The 19,153-nt window shown below is 35.1% G+C and carries 17 protein-coding genes, 12 tRNA genes, 1 rRNA gene and 1 other annotated feature; of the genes, 29 read left to right on the top strand and 1 reads right to left on the bottom strand.

Annotation, left to right across the window (positions count from 1 at the left end):
* The 21 genes from H8718_RS13555 to H8718_RS13455 all read left to right on the top strand — a co-directional run.
* A 23S ribosomal RNA gene (locus tag H8718_RS13555) occupies positions 1-225 on the top strand; the annotation flags it as partial.
* A 50-nt stretch (positions 226-275) separates the two neighbouring features.
* Positions 276-348 (top strand) — tRNA-Trp (locus H8718_RS13550).
* A 25-nt stretch (positions 349-373) separates the two neighbouring features.
* A tRNA-Ala gene (locus H8718_RS13545) sits at positions 374-446 on the top strand.
* 37 nt (positions 447-483) lie between these two features.
* Positions 484-556: transfer RNA gene (locus H8718_RS13540), tRNA-Ala, on the top strand.
* Positions 557-579: 23 nt separating this feature from the next.
* A tRNA-Asp gene (locus tag H8718_RS13535) sits at positions 580-653 on the top strand.
* An 8-nt stretch (positions 654-661) separates the two neighbouring features.
* Positions 662-734: transfer RNA gene (locus H8718_RS13530), tRNA-Val, on the top strand.
* A 20-nt stretch (positions 735-754) separates the two neighbouring features.
* Positions 755-828 (top strand) — tRNA-Met (locus tag H8718_RS13525).
* Between the two features lie 828 nt (positions 829-1,656).
* Positions 1,657-1,728: transfer RNA gene (locus H8718_RS13520), tRNA-Asn, on the top strand.
* 7 nt (positions 1,729-1,735) lie between these two features.
* Positions 1,736-1,808: transfer RNA gene (locus H8718_RS13515), tRNA-Trp, on the top strand.
* A gap of 22 nt (positions 1,809-1,830) precedes the next feature.
* Positions 1,831-1,903 (top strand) — tRNA-Ala (locus tag H8718_RS13510).
* Between the two features lie 21 nt (positions 1,904-1,924).
* Positions 1,925-1,998, top strand: a tRNA-Asp gene (locus tag H8718_RS13505).
* An 8-nt stretch (positions 1,999-2,006) separates the two neighbouring features.
* Positions 2,007-2,079: transfer RNA gene (locus H8718_RS13500), tRNA-Val, on the top strand.
* Between the two features lie 20 nt (positions 2,080-2,099).
* Positions 2,100-2,173 (top strand) — tRNA-Met (locus tag H8718_RS13495).
* Positions 2,174-2,326: 153 nt separating this feature from the next.
* A complete protein-coding gene (locus tag H8718_RS13490; RefSeq protein WP_249333301.1) occupies positions 2,327-3,184 on the top strand; it encodes a DegV family protein in 858 nt (285 codons plus the stop codon).
* A gap of 191 nt (positions 3,185-3,375) precedes the next feature.
* A complete protein-coding gene (ispF, locus tag H8718_RS13485) occupies positions 3,376-3,852 on the top strand; it encodes a 2-C-methyl-D-erythritol 2,4-cyclodiphosphate synthase (protein WP_249333300.1) in 477 nt (158 codons plus the stop codon).
* 121 nt (positions 3,853-3,973) lie between these two features.
* Positions 3,974-4,645, top strand: a complete 672-nt coding sequence (locus H8718_RS13480) for a response regulator transcription factor (RefSeq protein ID WP_249333299.1) — start codon at positions 3,974-3,976, stop codon at positions 4,643-4,645.
* A 212-nt stretch (positions 4,646-4,857) separates the two neighbouring features.
* Positions 4,858-5,649, top strand: coding sequence for a sensor histidine kinase (locus tag H8718_RS13475; RefSeq protein ID WP_330597712.1), 792 nt, complete (start codon positions 4,858-4,860; stop codon positions 5,647-5,649).
* Between the two features lie 115 nt (positions 5,650-5,764).
* The gene (locus tag H8718_RS13470; protein ID WP_283246230.1) at positions 5,765-6,532 is read left to right on the top strand and encodes an ABC transporter ATP-binding protein; all 768 of its coding nucleotides are present in this window, start codon (positions 5,765-5,767) and stop codon (positions 6,530-6,532) included.
* On the top strand, positions 6,522-7,601 hold the full coding sequence (locus H8718_RS13465) for an FtsX-like permease family protein (protein ID WP_249333297.1): 1,080 nt from the start codon (positions 6,522-6,524) through the stop codon (positions 7,599-7,601). Before H8718_RS13470 ends, H8718_RS13465 begins: the two co-directional genes overlap by 11 nt.
* Before the next feature lie 9 nt (positions 7,602-7,610).
* Positions 7,611-8,501 (top strand): ABC transporter permease, encoded by an 891-nt coding sequence (locus tag H8718_RS13460; RefSeq protein ID WP_249333296.1) that lies wholly within the window; start codon positions 7,611-7,613, stop codon positions 8,499-8,501.
* Between the two features lie 14 nt (positions 8,502-8,515).
* Positions 8,516-9,775 carry an erythromycin esterase family protein gene (locus H8718_RS13455; protein WP_249333295.1) on the top strand — a complete coding sequence of 420 codons (1,260 nt, stop codon included), beginning with the start codon at positions 8,516-8,518 and terminating at the stop codon, positions 9,773-9,775.
* Positions 9,776-9,848: 73 nt separating this feature from the next.
* Here H8718_RS13455 and H8718_RS13450 read toward each other — a convergent pair whose 3' ends face one another.
* On the bottom strand, positions 9,849-10,532 hold the full coding sequence (locus H8718_RS13450; RefSeq protein WP_177671680.1) for an AraC family transcriptional regulator: 684 nt from the start codon (positions 10,530-10,532) through the stop codon (positions 9,849-9,851).
* 165 nt (positions 10,533-10,697) lie between these two features.
* Positions 10,698-10,919 (top strand) — a binding site (T-box leader).
* A 51-nt stretch (positions 10,920-10,970) separates the two neighbouring features.
* Here H8718_RS13450 and epsC point away from each other — a divergent pair.
* The 8 genes from epsC (at position 10,971) to H8718_RS13410 (ending at position 19,128) form a co-directional block, all read left to right on the top strand.
* Positions 10,971-11,732 (top strand): serine O-acetyltransferase EpsC, encoded by a 762-nt coding sequence (gene epsC, locus H8718_RS13445; RefSeq protein ID WP_408646580.1) that lies wholly within the window; start codon positions 10,971-10,973, stop codon positions 11,730-11,732.
* Positions 11,728-13,137, top strand: coding sequence for a cysteine--tRNA ligase (cysS, locus tag H8718_RS13440; protein ID WP_249333303.1), 1,410 nt, complete (start codon positions 11,728-11,730; stop codon positions 13,135-13,137). Before epsC ends, cysS begins: the two co-directional genes overlap by 5 nt.
* 53 nt (positions 13,138-13,190) lie before the next feature.
* On the top strand, positions 13,191-13,571 hold the full coding sequence (locus H8718_RS13435) for a Mini-ribonuclease 3 (protein WP_249333293.1): 381 nt from the start codon (positions 13,191-13,193) through the stop codon (positions 13,569-13,571).
* Between the two features lie 23 nt (positions 13,572-13,594).
* Positions 13,595-15,178 carry a putative polysaccharide biosynthesis protein gene (locus H8718_RS13430; protein WP_177671677.1) on the top strand — a complete coding sequence of 528 codons (1,584 nt, stop codon included), beginning with the start codon at positions 13,595-13,597 and terminating at the stop codon, positions 15,176-15,178.
* A 2-nt stretch (positions 15,179-15,180) separates the two neighbouring features.
* On the top strand, positions 15,181-16,170 hold the full coding sequence (gene rlmB, locus H8718_RS13425; RefSeq protein WP_177671676.1) for a 23S rRNA (guanosine(2251)-2'-O)-methyltransferase RlmB: 990 nt from the start codon (positions 15,181-15,183) through the stop codon (positions 16,168-16,170).
* 61 nt (positions 16,171-16,231) lie between these two features.
* A complete protein-coding gene (gene sigH, locus H8718_RS13420; RefSeq protein WP_177671675.1) occupies positions 16,232-16,840 on the top strand; it encodes an RNA polymerase sporulation sigma factor SigH in 609 nt (202 codons plus the stop codon).
* Positions 16,841-16,936: 96 nt separating this feature from the next.
* Positions 16,937-18,349 carry a flotillin family protein gene (locus tag H8718_RS13415; RefSeq protein WP_177671674.1) on the top strand — a complete coding sequence of 471 codons (1,413 nt, stop codon included), beginning with the start codon at positions 16,937-16,939 and terminating at the stop codon, positions 18,347-18,349.
* Between the two features lie 305 nt (positions 18,350-18,654).
* Positions 18,655-19,128: a hypothetical protein gene (locus H8718_RS13410; RefSeq protein WP_177671673.1), complete on the top strand. Its 474-nt coding sequence runs from the start codon at positions 18,655-18,657 to the stop codon at positions 19,126-19,128.
* Positions 19,129-19,153 lie beyond the last annotated feature (25 nt).

The raw sequence follows: 19,153 nt of genomic DNA, 5'->3' as shown, positions 1-19,153 counted from the left end.
ACGGACCGCTGGTGCATCTGTTAGGCTGCCAAGCCTATAGCAGAGTAGCCAAGTCTGGAACTGATAAACGCTGAAGGCATCTAAGCGTGAAACAGACCTCAAGATAAGACTTCCCATCCAGAAATGGAGTAAGACCCCTTGTAGACTACGAGGTAGATAGGTTGGAGGTGTAAGCATGGTAACATGTGTAGCTGACCAATACTAACGGTTCGAGGGTTTGACCTAAAAAACAAGGTTAAATAAAATGGTTATGTTTAGTTTTGAAAGTATAATGAAGGGGTATAGTTCAGTTGGTAGAACATCGGTCTCCAAAACCGAGTGTCGTGGGTTCAAGTCCTGCTGCCCCTGTTTTACTTTTAATATTTATTCCTTTGGGGGCGTAGCTCAGTTGGGAGAGCACCTGCCTTGCACGCAGGGGGTCAAGGGTTCGAATCCCTTCGTCTCCACTATCCAAAAGGATAACAAATCAATCTTTACTTCTTTGGGGGCATAGCTCAGTTGGGAGAGCACCTGCCTTGCACGCAGGGGGTCAAGGGTTCGAATCCCTTTGTCTCCACTTATCCAAGAAGGATAATGATTGGCCCAGTGGTACAGTTGGTTAGCACGCCGCCCTGTCACGGCGGAGGTCGAGGGTTCGAGTCCCTTCTGGGTCGTTTAATATGGTCGCTTAGCTCAGCTGGGAGAGCACCTGCCTTACAAGCAGGGGGTCATAGGTTCGAGCCCTATAGCGACCATGTTTATAAAAACAATATATGGCGGAATAGCTCAGTTGGCTAGAGCACATGGTTCATACCCATGGTGTCGGCGGTTCAAATCCGTCTTCCGCTACTTTTAAAGCAGATACTTAAGTATCTGCTTTTTTATGTTATAATAAAATTGGAACTTTCTAGTATTAAAAAAGTGAAAACTAGGGTTAAAGAGATTAGCCAGTAATATAAGTCTTTATCAAGAAGAACTCTCTTTTAGGAGAATGATGCAGGCAGGCTTAATTTATAATAAGACAGGTCTTTGTAAGTACTAATATGATTAGTGCCATGAACTATGTAAAGACTTATTTTAGAGATACTTTTGATTTAGTACTCAAAATAGTCATTATGAGTACAGTGCTTATTTTAATTTGCTTAGGTAGGAGTAGGGGATATGCTACTATCGTCTACTAAAATCTATAAAGTTTTTTATAATGTAGAGGAACAGAATATAAAATAGATCTGCTATTAAATTGTTTTATTTAGAGTCTTTACTTTAGTATTTTATTATTCCATCTAGAACAGTTTAATTTAAAGGAATTGTGCCATAGGACTTATAGGTGTAATTAGAGGTTATCTACTTAATTTTAGCATTTTGATTAAAGTTATTAGTAATCTTAAGCACATTAAGGAGTAGAAGAGCGGAATGTGTAAGTTCTTTAAATATTATTAGCGTGGCTATTTTAATGCTTATGATGATTTTGCTTTATCTGTTTCTAGGTGCATGTTTTATGAATAACAGTCAGGTAGGTACTTATATAGGGAATGAAAATAACTTTGATTTGTTTTACTGTATTTTTAAGCTCAGTTCTATCTTACAAAGAAAACTAGAAAATTTATGTAAAAAAATTAAAATAACCGTTGACAAGTGTCAATGATTCGTGTAAAATAAATTTTGTCAGTGAGACATTCCTCGATAGCTCAGCGGCAGAGCATTCGGCTGTTAACCGAAGGGTCGTAGGTTCGAACCCTACTCGGGGAGTTTATAAAGGGGTATAGTTCAGTTGGTAGAACGTCGGTCTCCAAAACCGGATGTCGTGGGTTCAAGTCCTACTGCCCCTGTTTTGTTTCACTACAACCTTTTGGGGGCATAGCTCAGTTGGGAGAGCACCTGCCTTGCACGCAGGGGGTCAAGGGTTCGAATCCCTTTGTCTCCACTATCCAAAAGGATAATGATTGGCCCAGTGGTACAGTTGGTTAGCACGCCGCCCTGTCACGGCGGAGGTCGAGGGTTCGAGTCCCTTCTGGGTCGTTTAATATGGTTGCTTAGCTCAGCTGGGAGAGCACCTGCCTTACAAGCAGGGGGTCATAGGTTCGAGCCCTATAGCGACCATGTTTATGAAAACAATATATGGCGGAATAGCTCAGTTGGCTAGAGCACATGGTTCATACCCATGGTGTCGGCGGTTCAAATCCGTCTTCCGCTATTCTTTGAAGCAGATACTTAAGTATCTGCTTTTTGCTATATATAAAAAACTATATAGTTTTAAAAACTACTTGAAATAATATATAAGATAAGGTATGATTGTAATTAATAAAAAGAGATTCTATAAAATATGGAGTTAAGAGAGGTTTTGAAGATGAATAGCCAAAAAATCGCTTTATTAGTAGATTCAGGTATAGATATTCCAAAACATATTAGAGAACAATATAATATGTATAGTATCCCACTTAAAATTATTTATAAAGAACGTGAGTATTCAGATGGTGTAGATATTACAGCAGAAGAAGTTTATAGTAAACTTTCAGAGGAAATTCCTAAAACTTCGCTTCCAAGCACAGGAGAGATTTTAGAGAAGCTTGCCAAGATTAAAGAAGATGGTTATGAAAAAGTACTAATAGTTACGCTATCAAGTGGATTAAGTGGTACTTTTAATTTGATTTCAATGATTGCTAAAGAGTATGAAGGCTTAGAAATTGCAGTCATTGATACACGTAATATTTCTATTGGCGGAGGCTTTAATGCTATACAAGCAGCTAAATATATTGAACAAGGCATGGGTTTTGATGAACTTAAAGAAAGAGTAGAAAAAGAAATTATAAACTCAAAAATATTCTTTTGTATAGATACATTAGAATATCTTCAAAAAGGTGGACGTATTGGCCTTGTTGTTTCTACACTTGGAACTGTTCTAAATTTAAAACCTATTATTTCATGTAATGAAGAAGGCGTTTATTATAATGTAGCCAAAGTAAGAGGTAGAAAGAAATCTATAGAAAAAATGAAAGAGTTAGCAGTAGAATTTGCCTCTAAAGGAAAACATTATAATATAGCTTTACTTCATGGATATGCAAAAGAAGAAGCTGAAAATATGAAAGCAGATCTTATAAAAGCATTACCGGGTATGAAAGATTTTATAGAAGGCCAAATTAGTCCAGCACTTGGTGTACATACGGGACCAGGATTAGTAGGAATTGGGATTCAAATAGTTGATTAATAAGGGCACCTAAGTCATTAAAGTGGCTTAGGTGTTTTGGTGTTTTAGGGAGGTTCCATTTTTTTAGGGTGTATATTTAAAGGTATAGAAAGTTAGTATATAATATAGATAAAAAATTTGAACCTATTCTAAGCAGATAGATACTTAAAGCTTAAAGGATATGAAGAGAAACAAAGGAAGAGGATGAAAAGATGTTAAGAATTGGTATGGGATATGACGTGCATAAATTAGTCGAAGATAGAAAACTTATATTAGGTGGAGTGGAAATTGAACACACACTAGGATTACTTGGCCATTCAGATGCAGATGTACTTGTACATGCTATTATGGATGCATTACTTGGTGCTATAGCTGGCGGAGATATCGGCAAGCATTTTCCAGATACAGACCCTCAGTATAAAGGTATCTCTAGTATTAAACTATTAGAACATGTAAAAGGAATATTAGATAGGGAAGGCGCCGTTGTCCATAATATAGATGCAACAATTATTGCTCAAAAACCTAAAATGGCACCACATATTATGGCAATGAGAGAAAATATAGCAGCAGCCTTAAATATTGAGGTAAATCAAATTAATGTAAAAGCAACAACTGAAGAAGGTCTTGGCTTTACAGGTACCCAACAAGGTATTTCAAGTCAGGCGATTGTTTTATTAGATAAAAAATAGTAAAAATCTCATCTTAATTTTAATTAAGATGAGATTTTTTATTATAGTACAAGTATTGTAGCTTTTATAATAAGTATGTTATGCTTGAGGCATAAATGAGTAAGATAAGGACGGATAGAAAATGTTTAGAGTGCTGATTATAGAAGATGATGAAATCATTGCTAAAGCCATAGAGAAGCAAGCGAGGGCATGGGGATATGAGGTGTTACGTATAGAGGACTTTAAGGAAGTAATTCCTATTTTTGTGCAGTTTAAACCACATCTTGTACTTTTAGATATTTCCTTACCTTTTTATAATGGGTATCATTGGTGTACAGAGATTCGAAAGGTATCGAAAGTTCCTATAATGTTCATTTCTTCTTCAGCAGATAATATGAATATTGTCATGGCTATGAATATGGGAGGAGATGATTTTATTGCTAAGCCTTTTGATCTTAATGTGCTTATTTCTAAAATACAGGCCTTACTAAGACGTAGCTATGATTTTGCAGGGCAAAGTGCATTACTTGAACATGTGGGCGTTATTTTAGATAAGGATAATTTAAGTATAACTTATGAGAGCAGGACTGTAGGGCTCACTAAGAATGAAGGAAAAATTATGATAGTGCTTATGGAACAGGCAGGTAAGTGTGTATCAAGAGATGCTATTATAAAGCGTTTATGGGAATCCGATCATTATATTGATGATAATACACTTACAGTTAATGTAACAAGGTTACGTAAAAAGTTAGAGGAAATAGGTATAGTAAACTTCATTGTGACACAAAAAGGCGTGGGGTATAGGATAAGATGAGGAAATTTATGGGGTACTTAAAAATATATTTAAAGTGCCATATGAGACTTATTATGATGCTAAGTGTGTTTAGCACTATTTTTATCATGCTTCCTTTCTTATATAATGTACCAGCGGAAATAGTATATTATGCAATGATATTATGCCTCGTCTTAGGAAGTATTTTCTTTGTAGAAAGTTTTTATAGCTTTTGTAAAAAGCATGAAAAGCTTATGAATATTAAAAAGCATGCACAAAGTATGATTGAGCAGTTACCTTCTTTTAGGAATCAGATAGAAGTAGATTATAATCAAATTGTTACGATAATAGACAAAGCAAGAAGGGATGATTTATCTTCAGCAGATGCTAAAGCACGGGAAATGCTTGAATATTTTACTTTATGGGTTCACCAGATTAAGACGCCCATTGCAGGGATGAATCTGATGCTGCAGACTATGGAAGGAGAGGATGCAGTAGAGCTTTTGGCAGAGCTTTTTAAAATTGAAGAGTATGTTGAAATCGTATTACATTATATGCGGATGGAGAATATGTGTACAGACCTTGTTCTAAAAAGGCAAAATTTAGACTCTATTATTAAGCAGGCCATACATAAATATGCTGGAAGTTTTATTAGAAAGAAGATTTCACTTCATTATGAATGTGTAGATACTTGGGTATTGACAGATGAAAAATGGCTACTTTTTGTAATAGAGCAGGTGTTATCCAATGCGTTAAAGTATACTAAAAGAGGAAGTATTTCTATTTATATGGATGAAGACAAGAAGTATACACTTGTTATAGAAGATACTGGTATTGGCATTCAGGAGGAAGATTTACCGCGTGTTTTTGAAAGTGGTTTTACAGGTTATAATGGACATATGCATAAGAAGTCTACAGGTATTGGGCTTTATTTATGCAAAAAAATCTTAAGTAGATTATCACATACGATTAAAATAGAATCTGTAGTAGGAAAGGGTACAAAAGTTTTCATTAATCTTGAGATGATAGAGAGAATGATTGAATAAGTAGCCCTTACAAAAGTGTAAGGTTGACAAGAGAAATGTAAGCTATATAAATGGCGGAGCATTTCTCTTTTTTATTATACTAGAGACAAGAAAATGCTTAGGAGGAAAGATCATCATGTTATTAGAAGCAAAAAGCTTAAAAAAAATATATCAAACACGTTTTGGTGGAAGCCAAGTTATAGCTCTATCTAACGTAAGTTTCTCGGTAGAAAAGGGAGAGTATGTAGCCATTATGGGGGAGTCTGGGGCAGGGAAAACAACTCTCCTTAATATTTTAGCTACACTTGATAGACCTACAAGTGGCAAGATTTTGTTAAATGGACAAAGTATAGAGGGAATGAAAGAGAAGGAACTGGCAGCCTTTAGACGTGAACATTTAGGTTTTGTATTTCAAGATTTTAATTTACTAGATACTTTTTCTGTAAAAGATAATATTTTCTTACCACTTGTTCTATCAGATAAAACGGTGGAGGAGATGGAAAGCAGGCTTGCACCTTTGGTTAAGAAGCTTGGTATAAAGGATTTATTAGAAAAGTATCCCTATGAACTATCTGGTGGACAAAAACAAAGGTGTGCTGTAGCCAGAGCACTTATTACAAACCCTCAAATTGTACTGGCTGACGAGCCAACAGGAGCCCTAGATTCTAAAGCTACAGATGAACTACTGAAACTATTTGAAGAAATTAATGAGGAAGGGCAGACCTTACTTATGGTAACACATAGTACGAAAGCAGCAAGTCATGCTAAACGTGTACTTTTTATCAAAGATGGAGAAGTTTTTCATCAAATATATAAGGGGGCAATGAGTAAGGAAGAAATGTATCACAAGATAGCAGATACCCTTACACTTCTTGCGACAGGTGGTGAACTTAATGGGAAATAAGTTCTATCTTAAAATGGCTATAAGGAATATTAAAAAGAATGCTAAAACCTATGGGCCTTACATGATAGCCTCAGTCTGTACCGTAGTAATGTTTTATATCATTCAGTTTCTAAGCATTAGTGAAACATTAGGAAAGATGAATGATGGTGTAAGTATTCAGTATGTATTAACACTAGGAGTGGGTGTAGTAGGGTTATTTGCTGGAATTTTTCTTTTCTACACCAATAGTTTTCTAATTAAACGTAGACAAAAAGAATTTGGACTTTTTAACATACTAGGTATGGACAAGAAACACATTGCTAAAGTCTTAAGTATTGAAACATTTGTCATAGGCATGGCAAGCATAGTGGGAGGCTTAATAGTTGGAATTGCTTTTAGCAAAATGATGCTTCTTATTCTATTAAAAATCTTTGATTTTGAAGTGCCTTCGGGATTTGAGATTCCTATGCAATCTATTAGTCTAACCTGTCTAGTGTTTATAGGTATATATAGTACTATTTTAATATGGAATATAGTGCAGATTTATAGAGCTAATCCTATGGAACTTTTACAAAAAGCACGAGCAGGGGAGAAAGAGCCTAGATCAAGATGGTTACTCACCCTTATAGGGATAATGAGTTTAAGTAGTGGTTATGTTACTGCCTTACAAATAGAATCTCCAGTAAGTGCAATAGATACTTTCTTATTAGCCGTTATCTTAGTTATGATAGGAACCTATGCCCTATTTATAGGAGGCAGTATTATCGTATTAAAAGCGCTGAAAAAGAATAAAAGACTTTACTATAGAAATCCGAACTTTATCACACTTTCAGGCATGATTTATCGTATGAAACAAAATGCGGTAGGGCTTGCTAATATTTGTATACTAACAACAGCAGTACTTATTATGCTTTCTGCTACTTCTAGTATTGCTGTAGGTGTAGATGGAATTATTAAAAGTCAATATGATAGAGAAATGATGACCGTAGTAGAACAAATCACAAAGGAGCAAATACCTTTAGTAGAAGAGGTTATCCAAAAAGTATGTGATCAATTAGGTATTGAGATGTCCAATATTTATACTCAGTAGATTCATTATTTGATGCTTGAATATGATGGTAAGTGCTTTAAAGAGCCTTTAAAAAATGGATTTAATTTTGATGATCTCAGTGGTGTAGGACTTATACCACTTGATGTTTATAATACTTTAGAAGAACAAAGTGAAGTTTTACAGCCAGGAGAAGTACTTGTATATGAACAAGGGAATAAGCTTAAAGGAGATAGTGTAAAATTTGGAGAAGATAAGTTTTTGATTAAAAAACAGCTTGAAGAAGTGGAAATAAGTAAGATGTTTCAGTCAAGCATTATACAAAGATATATTTTCGTTGTAGAAAGTGAAGAGGTTATCCAAAAAATCTACCAAAGTTTAGAGCGAAAAGTAGAGAGTCAATCTGATTTTTCTTATGTCTATGGATTTGATACAAATGCCAATAAAAAGAGTGATTATGAGCTCATGAAAGCTATAGAGAATGAACTAGAACAGGCAGGATTTATCAATGCTGCTGTAGCATCCGAGCGATTTACAAGAGCAGATTATCAGATGATGTATGGTGGACTTTTATTCGTGGGGATTTTCCTTGGGCTTCTTTTTAGTATGGCAACAGCTTTAATTATTTACTATAAGCAGATTTCTGAAGGCTATGATGATCAGGAGCGTTTTAAGATTCTTCAAAAAGTAGGTATGAGTAAGGAGGAGGTAAGAAAGGTTATACGTTCCCAAGTCATTGCTGTATTCTTCCTACCTGTTATAGTAGCCTTTATTCATGTTATGGTAGCTTCTAAAATTATCCTTAAAATGTTAGCTATATTAGGATTTGAAAATAGTATGTTATTTATAGGATGTCTTATTGTAACAGTTCTTATATTTAGTGTCTTATATACATTTGTTTATAGCCTTACAGCAAGAAATTATTACAAAATTGTAGAGTAAAAGGGGGAGAAAAAATGAAAATGAGAAGTTTGATAAAGGGATTAATAAGTATAAGTATTACGGCTTGTCTTGTTACAGGATGTGCTATGCAGACAGAAGCTAAAAAAGTAGAGAATATGATGCAGTATGTTACAGATATTGAAGCTATTAAGGTCCCAGATGATGTGAAGATTATAGGGCTTGGGGAAGCAACACATGGTAATTCAGAATTCCAGGTGTTGAAACAAGAGGTTTTTGAAGCAGTATTAGAGCATAATGGCTGTAAAATCTTTGCTATAGAAGGCGACTTTGGAGGTTGCCAGAAAGTGAATGATTATATACTAACAGGTGAAGGAACTGCTAAAGAAGCAGTAGAGGCCATTGGGTTTGAAATTTACCGTACGCAGGAAATGGAAAATTTGGTGCAGTGGATGCATAACTATAATCAGGGTGTAACAGATGATGAAAAGATTAAGTTTTACGGATTTGATATGCAAAGATATGATTATAGTAAAGAGGGACTCCTAAGCTATTTAGGTCAAATAGATGAGAAGCTCGCTAAATCCTATGAAGAAAAATTAGCTGACTTAAATAATGCGACAGTCTACACACAAGCTAAGGAAAAGATAGAATACGCCTTATCAGAGCTAAATACCTTAATGATGGAAATGAGTGAGAATAGGGCTATTTATATAAAAGAGACCAGTGAAAAAGAATACACCTTAGCCCTTCAATATGCTCAGTGTCTTAAAGAAAATGCAACGTTGCAGTTAGGAAAAGCTAATTATTCACAGACAAGAGATACTTATATGACTCAGAAGGTGAAATGGATTTTAGAGTATGAAGAAGATGAGAAACTTTTTATTACAGGTCACAATGGACATATTACAAAGTCTAAATCAGGGCTTTCTTATACGACTATGGGGAGCCGTTTATTTGATGAATTTGGAGATGCTTACTATGCTATAGGAACAGACTTTTACCAAAGTACTTTTAGAGCCAATAACTCAAAAGGAGAGGCGAAGCATTTTACACTCAAAAATAACAATACACTTATAGAGCAGTTTATGGATTTACCTCATAATATGTACTTCTTAGATTTTGAAAAGGCAAAAACTCATCCAGAATTAAAAGCTATTCTTGAACATTCACAGTCTATGGCTAATATAGGTTCTGAATTTAATGAGTGGCAAAAATTACTAAAGATGAGTTATACGTTAATTTTAGTACCTGATACAAGCTATGATGGGATGATTATGGTAAAAGAGGCCACTCCAACTCATATAGAGAAATAGTGATATTCTATCTTTATAGATGTAAGAGATAAGCAAAGGAAATAGAAAGGCTGTAACAAGGTCCGTCTTAATGTTAATTAAGACGGACCTTGTTAATAAGATCTAGATACTGTACATCTCCTAATCCATAGGCTGTAAAGGTTTGGAGTAATAAAGCTGCCAGTTTTCGATCAGATAAATTTTTATGCTCTTTGATAAAAGTGAGAACTTCCCAGTCATCATCAAAGGTATTAAGATAGAGCCTTATGCCTTTTTGAAGAACAGGCATTAAAGGGGCGGAAGGGATTTCTTTTTTCATAAAAACTTTTTTATAAATATCTGCATAACCTGAACAAGAAAGTGGATAAATCTGGATAGTTTGTAAGTCCTTGTTGATAAAATCTGTATAGATAAGATGAAAGTTGACCTTGCCTGTAAAGTGCATAGTATCTAGATAAGCTAATAGGGTAAGTAGATTCATTTGGCAGAACATATCATGATCAAAGTAAAGATGGATTTCATCAAAATGTTTATTTAAGTCAGTTTGTAAAAGAGGTGCAAGGGGATTGAGTGTAATAGCTTCATAGTCTGAAGCAGTAATATGATGTACACGAGGTCTCTTGGCTATAAAAGATGATGTAAAAGGTAGATCAGTGACTTTACCGACGCACATAGCCTCATTAAAAGGAATATAAATGCCTTCTTTAAAAAGATTATTTGTTTCAAGGTAATCATATAGACATTGCCCATTTAAAATATGTAATGAAGTATTAGACATAAAGTACCTTCTTTCTTATATTTTTATACTTTTTATATTATAGTAAAATAAGCACGAAAATCTAATCTTTTAATATAATGATTCATATATCAGTTGAAACCCTTCTTTTTATGCATTATAATATGAAAGTATCATATACTGAAATGTATAATTAAAATTTATAAAGGAAAAGCAATGAAGGAAAGAGTAATATAGAAGCTTTATTCTAGAGAGACACATCATGGCTGGAAGTGTGTTATGAAGAACTATATGAAGTGCATTCTGGAGCTTTCTATGCGAAAGAAAGTAGTATAGAACGTATAAGCTGCGTTAAAGCCATTGAGATAGAGTACCTGGCATACTTAGGTGCTTTAAACAGAGTGGAACCGCGTATAACTCGCCTCTGATTATAGAGGGGAGTTTTTTTATGTACATTTAAAAATAAAGGAGATGAGAGTTATGGGCTATATTAAAGAGCAAATCGAAGTTATTAAAGAACGTGACCCGGCCATTAAAAAGTCAGCAGAAGTATTTTTATATCCTAGTTTTTATGCACTTTTATTCCATAGAATAGCGCATAAGCTTTATAAAAAAGATCATTTTTTTATAGCAAGACTCATTTCACAATTAGGTAGAGGACTTACGGGTATTGAGATTCATCCAGGAGCTACTATTGGTAAAGGATTATTTATCGATCATGGTATGGGTGTTGTTATAGGAGAAACTTGTGAAATTGGTGAGAATGTTACCATCTATCATGGTGTTACATTAGGCGGTACAGGGAAAGATCACGGCAAGCGGCATCCTACTATCGGTAACAATGTAATGATTAGTACAGGTGCTAAAGTATTAGGACCTTTTAAAGTTGGCGATAATTCACGTATTGCAGCCAATGCAGTAGTCCTTCAAGAAGTACCAGAAGATTCTACTGTAGTAGGTATTCCAGGAAGAGTTGTAAAAGTAGCAGGTCAAAGAGTCAATCCATGTAAGCAGCTTGATCAGGTTAAAGTACCAGACCCTATTCAAATGGAAATCTGTAAGCTTAAAAATACAATAGAAGTATTAGAGAAGAAACTCGGGCAAATAGAAAGTATAACACATATTCATACATCGATGATGTCTCATGATCATCACTGCACTGTGCCTAACTGCACCGGAAAAGAAGTATGTGAAAACTATAGAAAAGATCATTACGAAGGAAAGGAAGAGAGAAATGATTAAAATTTATAACACTCTTACAAAACAAAAAGAAACCTTTAAACCTATTGAAGAAAATAAGGTGCGTATGTATGTGTGTGGTCCAACAGTTTATAATCTCATTCATATTGGGAATGCTAGACCATATATCGTATTTGATACAGTAAGAAGATATTTTGAAGCAATAGGTTACGATGTAAACTACGTTCAAAACTTTACAGATGTAGATGATAAGATTATTAATAAAGCCAATGAAGAAGGTCGCAGTACAACAGAACTTGTGGAAGAGTATATTAGTGAGACGCTTCAAGATGCTAAAAATCTTAATGTAAAACGTGCAACTCATCATCCACGTGTAACAGAAGAGATGGACGGTATTATTAAATTGATCGAAACTTTAATCCAAAAAGGTTTTGCTTATGAGGTAGAGGGTACAGTATACTTTGATACAACAGCCTTTAATGAGTATGGTAAGCTTTCTAAAAAAGTATTAGATGAGCTTGAAGCTGGTGCACGTATTGAAGTTGCGCAGGAAAAGAAAAATCCTATGGACTTTGTACTTTGGAAACCTAAAAAAGATGGTGAACCTTACTGGGAAAGTCCATGGAGTGAGGGAAGACCAGGCTGGCATATTGAATGTTCTGCGATGTGTAAAAAATACTTAGGTGAGACAATAGATATTCATGCTGGTGGTGAAGATTTAGTGTTCCCACACCATGAGAATGAGATTGCACAAAGTGAAGCGGCCAATGGAAAGACATTCTCTAATTATTGGATGCACAATAGCTTCCTTAATATTGATAATCACAAAATGAGTAAGTCTCTTGGTAACTTTAAAGTGTTAAGAGATGTAGGTGAAGCATTCGGTTATGATACAGTACGTTTCTTCATGCTGAGTGCTCATTATAGAAGTCCACTTAATTATAGCAATGATTTAATGGAAGCTGCAAAAAATGGGTTAGAGCGTATTAAAACATGTAAGTCTAACTTAGAATTTGCCCTTATCCATGCAAAAGGTGAACCTTTAACAAATGAGGAGACTGTTCTTTTAGAAGAACTTAAAGGTTTCGAATTTAAATTCCATGAGGCTATGCAAGATGACTTTAACACAGCAGATGCTATAAGCGTTGTCTTTGAACTTGTTAAATTTGCAAATACTTATGCTAAAGAAGGTGCTACAAAAGACTTTACACAAGCTGTATATGATGAGTTTATGAAGCTTGTCAATATTCTTGGTCTTATCTATGAATCAGGTGAAGAAAAAGCACATGCTTTATCTGATGATGAAGTACAAGAATATATTGCAAAAAGAACAGCAGCTAAAAAAGCAAGGGACTTTGCTGAAGCTGATAGAATTCGTGAGTTCCTTAAAGAACAAGGTGTGCTCATTGAAGATACAAGAGAAGGAGTACGTTTTAAACGTATATAAAGCATTAGAATATGAATACTAATCTTAATGAAGTTTTAAATGTGACTACAAAAATGAATACGCATAAAGCCAATACCTATTCTCCGTTAGCACTTGCTTACATTGGAGACGGCGTATATGAACTTTTTATTCGCACATATGTTTTAAGTCGTGGGAATATGCCAGTAAATAAAATGCATAAGGCTTCACGCGAGCTGGTACGCGCTACAGCTCAGGCGAAGCTTTATCATCTTATAGAAGATATGCTTACAGAAGAAGAGCTGCAAGTGTTAAAAAGAGGTCGTAATGCAAAAAGTATCTCAGCACCTAAAAATGCCGATATTACAGAATATAGACATGCAACAGGTGTTGAGGCCCTCATAGGGTATTTATATTTGGAGGGTAGAATAGACCGTATCAATGAAATCATTGAAATAGGCCTTAATGCATTATAAGACGTTGTACTAAGGAGGAAATTATGTCAAAAGCAACAGGAAAGTTTGTAAAAGGGGCACTGATTTTATCAGTAGCAGCACTTTTCGCTAAAGTACTTAGTGCCTTTTTTAGAATACCACTTGGTTCACTTATTGGGAATGTAGGGATGGGATACTATGGATACGGTTATCCAATTTATACTTTTTTAAGTTCTATTGCAATCGTAGCCATTCCTTCAACTATTTCAAAATTAGTAGCCGAAAAAAGAGTTTTAGGTCAGTATAAGGAAGCACACTTAATCTTTAAGCATACTATGCGTTTTATGATTATTGTGGGTCTGATTATGTCTGGATTTTTCATCATAGGATCACCCTTACTTATTAAAGCATTCAGATGGGAAGAGCAGACAATTTATTCTTTATGGGGACTTAGTTTAAGTCCAATCTTTGTTTGTATTATGGGTGTATACCGTGGTTATTTCCAAGGTATGCAGAACATGGTTCCAACAGCTATTTCACAAGTTTTAGAGAACTTTGGCCGCGTTGTAGTAGGACTTGGACTTGCTTATTTCTTTATGCCAAATGTAGGTTATGCAGCAGGTGGGGCATCTTTTGGCTCCGTAGTAGGTGGTGTATGCGGTGCATTAGTACTTGCACTTTTATATCTTAAACATAAAAAAGAAATTCATGAGGAAATGGACAGTCAAAAACAAGCTACTATTGCGACACCATTTAAAAGTGTTGTAAAAGTTGTACTTGTACTTGCTATTCCAATTTCTATTGGGGCAGCAGTTAACTCTGTTATGAATTTTATGGATTCTGCTATTGTAACAGCTGTACTTGTAAAGGGTGGTATGTCTGACTTAGATGCAGCTAATCTTTTTGGACAGCTTACAAATACTTCAACACTTGTTAATCTACCACTTGCTTTTGGTATGGCACTTGTAACAAGTGTTGTTCCTGCTATTGCAGAAGCGGTAGCACGTAAAGATCACAAGGAAATGCAAGATAAGATGGAACTTGGCTCACGCTTTGGATTACTTTTATCCTTGCCAGCAGCTATTGGACTTGCAGTACTTGCTGTGCCAATTATGGGCTTCTTATTCCCAGAATCACTGCAAGGTGGCCCAATTCTTCAAGTAGCAGCTTTCAGTATTCCATTTATTATGTTAGGACAAGCTATGACTGGGGTATTACAAGGACTTGGAAAAGTGTGGATTCCAGTACAAGCAATTGGACTTGCAGCAGTTGTAAAAGCGGTACTTAACATTATTTTAGTAGGTACACCATTAGGTATTTTAGGAGCGCCATTATCTTCTATTGCAGGATATGGTGTATTTACACTTTACAACTTTATAGCCGTTAAAAAGATTACAGGCTTTAAACTTAATGTAGCATTAGTTATTATTAAGCCACTTATTTCAGCGCTTACAATGGGCGTTGCAGCTTACTTTACTTATGGACTTTTAGGGAAAGTATTAGATGCTTCATCAACGATACAAAATGCGGTGATGACTCTTGGAGCTGTTGCAGTAGGTGGAGTCGTTTATATGATTATGATTTTAGTAACAGGCGGTATATCTAAACAAGACCTTGATGAACTCAAGAAGAAAAAGGAGAACAAATAGTAATGAATCTAGAGCAAACAACTGAAAATAGACCAGCAGAAGGCAAAAAGCCATTTAAGAAAAAACCATGCCAAGGTAAAGGGCACCAAGGCAAGAAGCCATTTAATAAAGTACAAGGTGAAAAAGTAGTAGATGGTAAAAAAACATCTAATAAAGCACAAGGCGAAAAAGGTGGTGAAGGTGAAAAAGCTACAAATAGAAGACCTTCTTATAACCAAAGACCAGCTAGAAGCAAACAACCAAAAGAAGGTGTAGTAGTTGATGAAAACATCTTATTTGGTAGAAACTCAGTACTTGAAGTATTAAAATCAGGTCGTGATATTGAAAAAATCCTTGTACAAAAAGGTCAAATGGAAGGCTCTATCAAAAAAATCATGGGTGATGCAAAACAACGTGGGATTGTTGTGCAAGAAGTTGAAAAAACAAAACTTGATGAAATGTGTAACATGGAAAAACATCAAGGTGTGGTAGCTTATGTAAGTGCACACAAATATGTTGAAATCGATGAAATTTTAAATGATGCAAAGTCTAAAGGTGAAGATCCATTTATTCTTATCCTTGAAAACATTCAAGACCCACATAACTTAGGGGCTATTATTCGTTCAGCACATAATGCAGGTGTACATGGTATTATTATTTCAAAACGTCGAGCAGTAGGGCTTACTTCAACAGTATCTAAAGCATCAGCAGGTGCTATTGAATATACAAAGGTAGCGAAAGTATCTAATATTGCACAAACAATTGAAGAGCTTAAAGCAAAAGGGATCTGGGTAGCATGTGCAGATATGGATGGTGAAATCATTTATACAGATAACTTAAGAGGACCAATTGGTATTGTAATCGGTAGTGAAGGCGAAGGTGTATCTAAACTTGTTAAGAGTAAATGTGACTTCGTTGTTAGAATTCCAATGTATGGGAAAGTAACTTCTCTTAATGCGTCTGTAGCAGCAAGTATTCTTGCTTATGAAGTTGTAAGACAACGTTACTTCTAAAATTTTTACAAGAGAGATGAAGGCTTATGTCTTGGAGAGCTAGACTAAGGAGGGGATAGGTATGATGACACCCGAGGTCTTAACAGATGAAGAGCTTATTGCAGCTTATAGGTCTGGAGATTTAAACTGTATAGAAATTCTTATTCAAAGGTATAAAATATTTGTAAGGAAAAAGATTAAATCCACTTATTTCATAGGTGCAGATAGGGAAGACTTGATTCAAGAGGGTATGATTGGATTATTTAAAGCTATATGTGATTATAATCCAAACAAAGATACAACTTTTAAGTCTTTTGCAACTTTATGCATTACAAGACAGCTTAGTACAGCTTTTAAAACAGCTACAAGACAAAAGCATATGCCTCTTAATACAAGTATTTCTTTAAACTTACCTATAGCGGGGGAAGAAGAAGATCAAATCACTTTAATGGATACCTTAAGAGATGAAGTAGGACCAAATCCAGAAGAACTCATTATTCATCAAGAAGATTTGAAGCTTCTGAAAAAGCATATGAAAGAGACCCTTAGCGATTTAGAATGGGAAGTACTTTTAAGTCACACACAAGGCAAAAATTATCATGAGATTGCCCATGAGATGGGTAAGTCTGTAAAATCTATTGATAATGCTCTTCAACGTATTAAAAGAAAACTAAGTGAAAATATAAGATAAGAAAGAGTTTGCATAAGCAGACTCTTTTTTGTATAATTTAGTTATATTCGAAATATTATATTGAGTATAGAATTAATTAATTAAGGGGGAGATAAAATGGATACTATGATTATTACACTTATAAGCGTAGTAGTAGGAATTGTTGTTATTTTGCTTTTGATTGCTCTACTTTGGAAGAAAGCTCCACAAGATAAGGCTATTGTTGTAACAGGTCTTAAAAAGCGTGTTATTAGTGGAGCCGGTGGGGTTGTTATTCCTATTTTCGAACAGGTAGATCGTATTTCCCTGGAAAACATGAAAGTCGAAATTAAAACTTTTGGTTCTTTAGATAGTAACGGTGTACCACTTGATACAGATGGTGTTGCAATTATTAAAGTAAAATCTGATAAAGAATGCATCCTGCAAGCTGTAGAGCAGTTTAATACAGGTCGTGAAAAAGAAACCATTCAAGTTATTAAAGCAACAGTTCAAGATGTACTTGAAGGGAAATTACGTGAAATTATTTCTAAAATGACTGTTGAAGAAATTTATAAAGATAGGGAGATGTTTGCTAATCAAGTCGAAAGTGTAGCAAAATCTGATCTGGAAAAAATGGGTCTTGAAATCACTACTTTTACAATTCGTGATATTGATGACCAGCAAGGGTATTTAAAAGCACTTGGAGCAAAACAAATTGCAGAGGTAAAGAAAAATGCGGCGATTGCAGAAGCAGAAGCTCAAAAAGAGCAAATGCAAAAAACAGCAGAAGCTAAGCGTGCAGGTCGCGAGGCACAGCTTTTAGCTGAGACAGAAATTGCACGTGCTGAAAAAGAAAAAGAATTAAAAGTTCAGGAATACAAAGAACAAGAACAACGTGCACAGGCTAAAGCAGACCTTGCTTATCAAGTAGAAGAAAATATTGTTAGGAAGCAAGTTATTGAAGGACAGAAAAATGCTGAATTGTTTGAAGAACAACGTCAAACAGAAATTGCAGAGCAACAAGCTAAAAAACGTGAACGTGAACTTGAAGCAACGATTAAGAAAGTGGCAGAAGCAGATAAGTTCAAAATTGAAAAGAATGCAGAAGCTGAAAAATATCGTATTGAACAAAAGGCCGATGCTGAACGTACTGAGATGATTAAGCGTGCAGAAGCAGAAGCTGAAACCATCAAGCTTAAAGGTATGGCAGAAGCAGAAGCTATTAGGCTTAAGGGTGAAGCTACAGCTGATGCTATGAAAGCAGAGGCAGAAGCTATGAAAGAAAAAGCAGAGGCTTACAAACAATACGGCGAAGCAGCTATTGTTGAAATGCTTACATCAAGATTACCTGAAATTGCAGCAGCTATCTCTGAACCACTTAGTAAAACAGAAAAAATCGTGGTTATTGATAATGGAGGAGATGGCGGTGCAAGTAAGATCACAAAAAATGTAACCAACATTGTAGCACAACTTCCAGAAGTCATTGATTCATTAACAGGTGTAGACTTAGTAGACGTTGTAAAAAATGTTGTTAATAAAAAAGAGAGTTAGAAAAGTATAAGAAGATGCCATCTGAGCTATTAAAGGTTTAGATGGCTTTTTTATACTTACTGTGGCAAGAATGAATAGGGAGAAGCAGAGTCTCTGCGTACGCTAAAGAGAATGAGATAGTATGCTTAAAAAGAATGGATATAAAGAGAAAAGAATAGGATATGATGTGTTAAATAGTAATAAGAGAGGGAGATAGAATGGGGGAAAGAGTCAGGTTAAATGAAATAACTGACGAGGAAATAGAATATAAATACTGGTAAGAGAACTAGGTTTTAGAGATAAATTAAAGCTTGGGGGGAGAGTGTGTGGATAAGAAAGTACGATATTGGCCAGCTTTTGTACTAGGGATAATGGTTATAGGTTTCTTTATAATGACTAGGCCTGTGACCTTTGAGAAAATGAATCATATTGAGGAGGAGACAGAGATTATAAACTGTATCGTACGTGTAACATGGTGGGATAGGGGAACACCAGCTTCTGAAACGATTGCTATTCATCAAGAACAGTTTGAAGAAATAGCAGCATTGATGGAGGCGTTTAAGTATTGTAAAGTATGGGACAAAAAATATCATAGTTCACCAGATGGGAGGTACTATACGATTGATATTGAATATTTGGTAAAGGGAGAAACTCTATTTCAAAGAATGTACTTAACACGAGATGGCTATATTTATATAGATGATGAAACGTTGCCTTATCAAGAAATACATGGTAATACAGAGTACATTGTCTTAAATTTAGAAAGTTATCTTAAAGGGATTATGGAATCAGATGAATAAAAAACTGCTGTAATATATATTTACA

This window comes from Zhenhengia yiwuensis, assembly GCF_014384995.1.
GTDB lineage: Bacteria > Bacillota > Clostridia > Lachnospirales > Cellulosilyticaceae > Zhenhengia > Zhenhengia yiwuensis.
Note: the sequence above shows the minus strand (reverse complement) of the source record. Positions and strands in the feature narration are given on the sequence as shown.

Coding starts and splice junctions, on each gene's coding strand:
- H8718_RS13490 (WP_249333301.1), top strand. CDS start 2,327: ATGAATAGCCAAAAAATCGCTTTATTAGTAGATTCAGGTATAGATATT.
- H8718_RS13430 (WP_177671677.1), top strand. CDS start 13,595: ATGTCAAAAGCAACAGGAAAGTTTGTAAAAGGGGCACTGATTTTATCA.
- H8718_RS13470 (WP_283246230.1), top strand. CDS start 5,765: ATGTTATTAGAAGCAAAAAGCTTAAAAAAAATATATCAAACACGTTTT.
- ispF (WP_249333300.1), top strand. CDS start 3,376: ATGTTAAGAATTGGTATGGGATATGACGTGCATAAATTAGTCGAAGAT.
- H8718_RS13465 (WP_249333297.1), top strand. CDS start 6,522: ATGGGAAATAAGTTCTATCTTAAAATGGCTATAAGGAATATTAAAAAG.
- H8718_RS13475 (WP_330597712.1), top strand. CDS start 4,858: ATGAATATTAAAAAGCATGCACAAAGTATGATTGAGCAGTTACCTTCT.
- H8718_RS13480 (WP_249333299.1), top strand. CDS start 3,974: ATGTTTAGAGTGCTGATTATAGAAGATGATGAAATCATTGCTAAAGCC.
- H8718_RS13455 (WP_249333295.1), top strand. CDS start 8,516: ATGAAAATGAGAAGTTTGATAAAGGGATTAATAAGTATAAGTATTACG.
- epsC (WP_408646580.1), top strand. CDS start 10,971: ATGGGCTATATTAAAGAGCAAATCGAAGTTATTAAAGAACGTGACCCG.
- H8718_RS13450 (WP_177671680.1), bottom strand. CDS start 10,532: ATGTCTAATACTTCATTACATATTTTAAATGGGCAATGTCTATATGAT.
- H8718_RS13435 (WP_249333293.1), top strand. CDS start 13,191: ATGAATACGCATAAAGCCAATACCTATTCTCCGTTAGCACTTGCTTAC.
- H8718_RS13415 (WP_177671674.1), top strand. CDS start 16,937: ATGGATACTATGATTATTACACTTATAAGCGTAGTAGTAGGAATTGTT.
- rlmB (WP_177671676.1), top strand. CDS start 15,181: ATGAATCTAGAGCAAACAACTGAAAATAGACCAGCAGAAGGCAAAAAG.
- sigH (WP_177671675.1), top strand. CDS start 16,232: ATGATGACACCCGAGGTCTTAACAGATGAAGAGCTTATTGCAGCTTAT.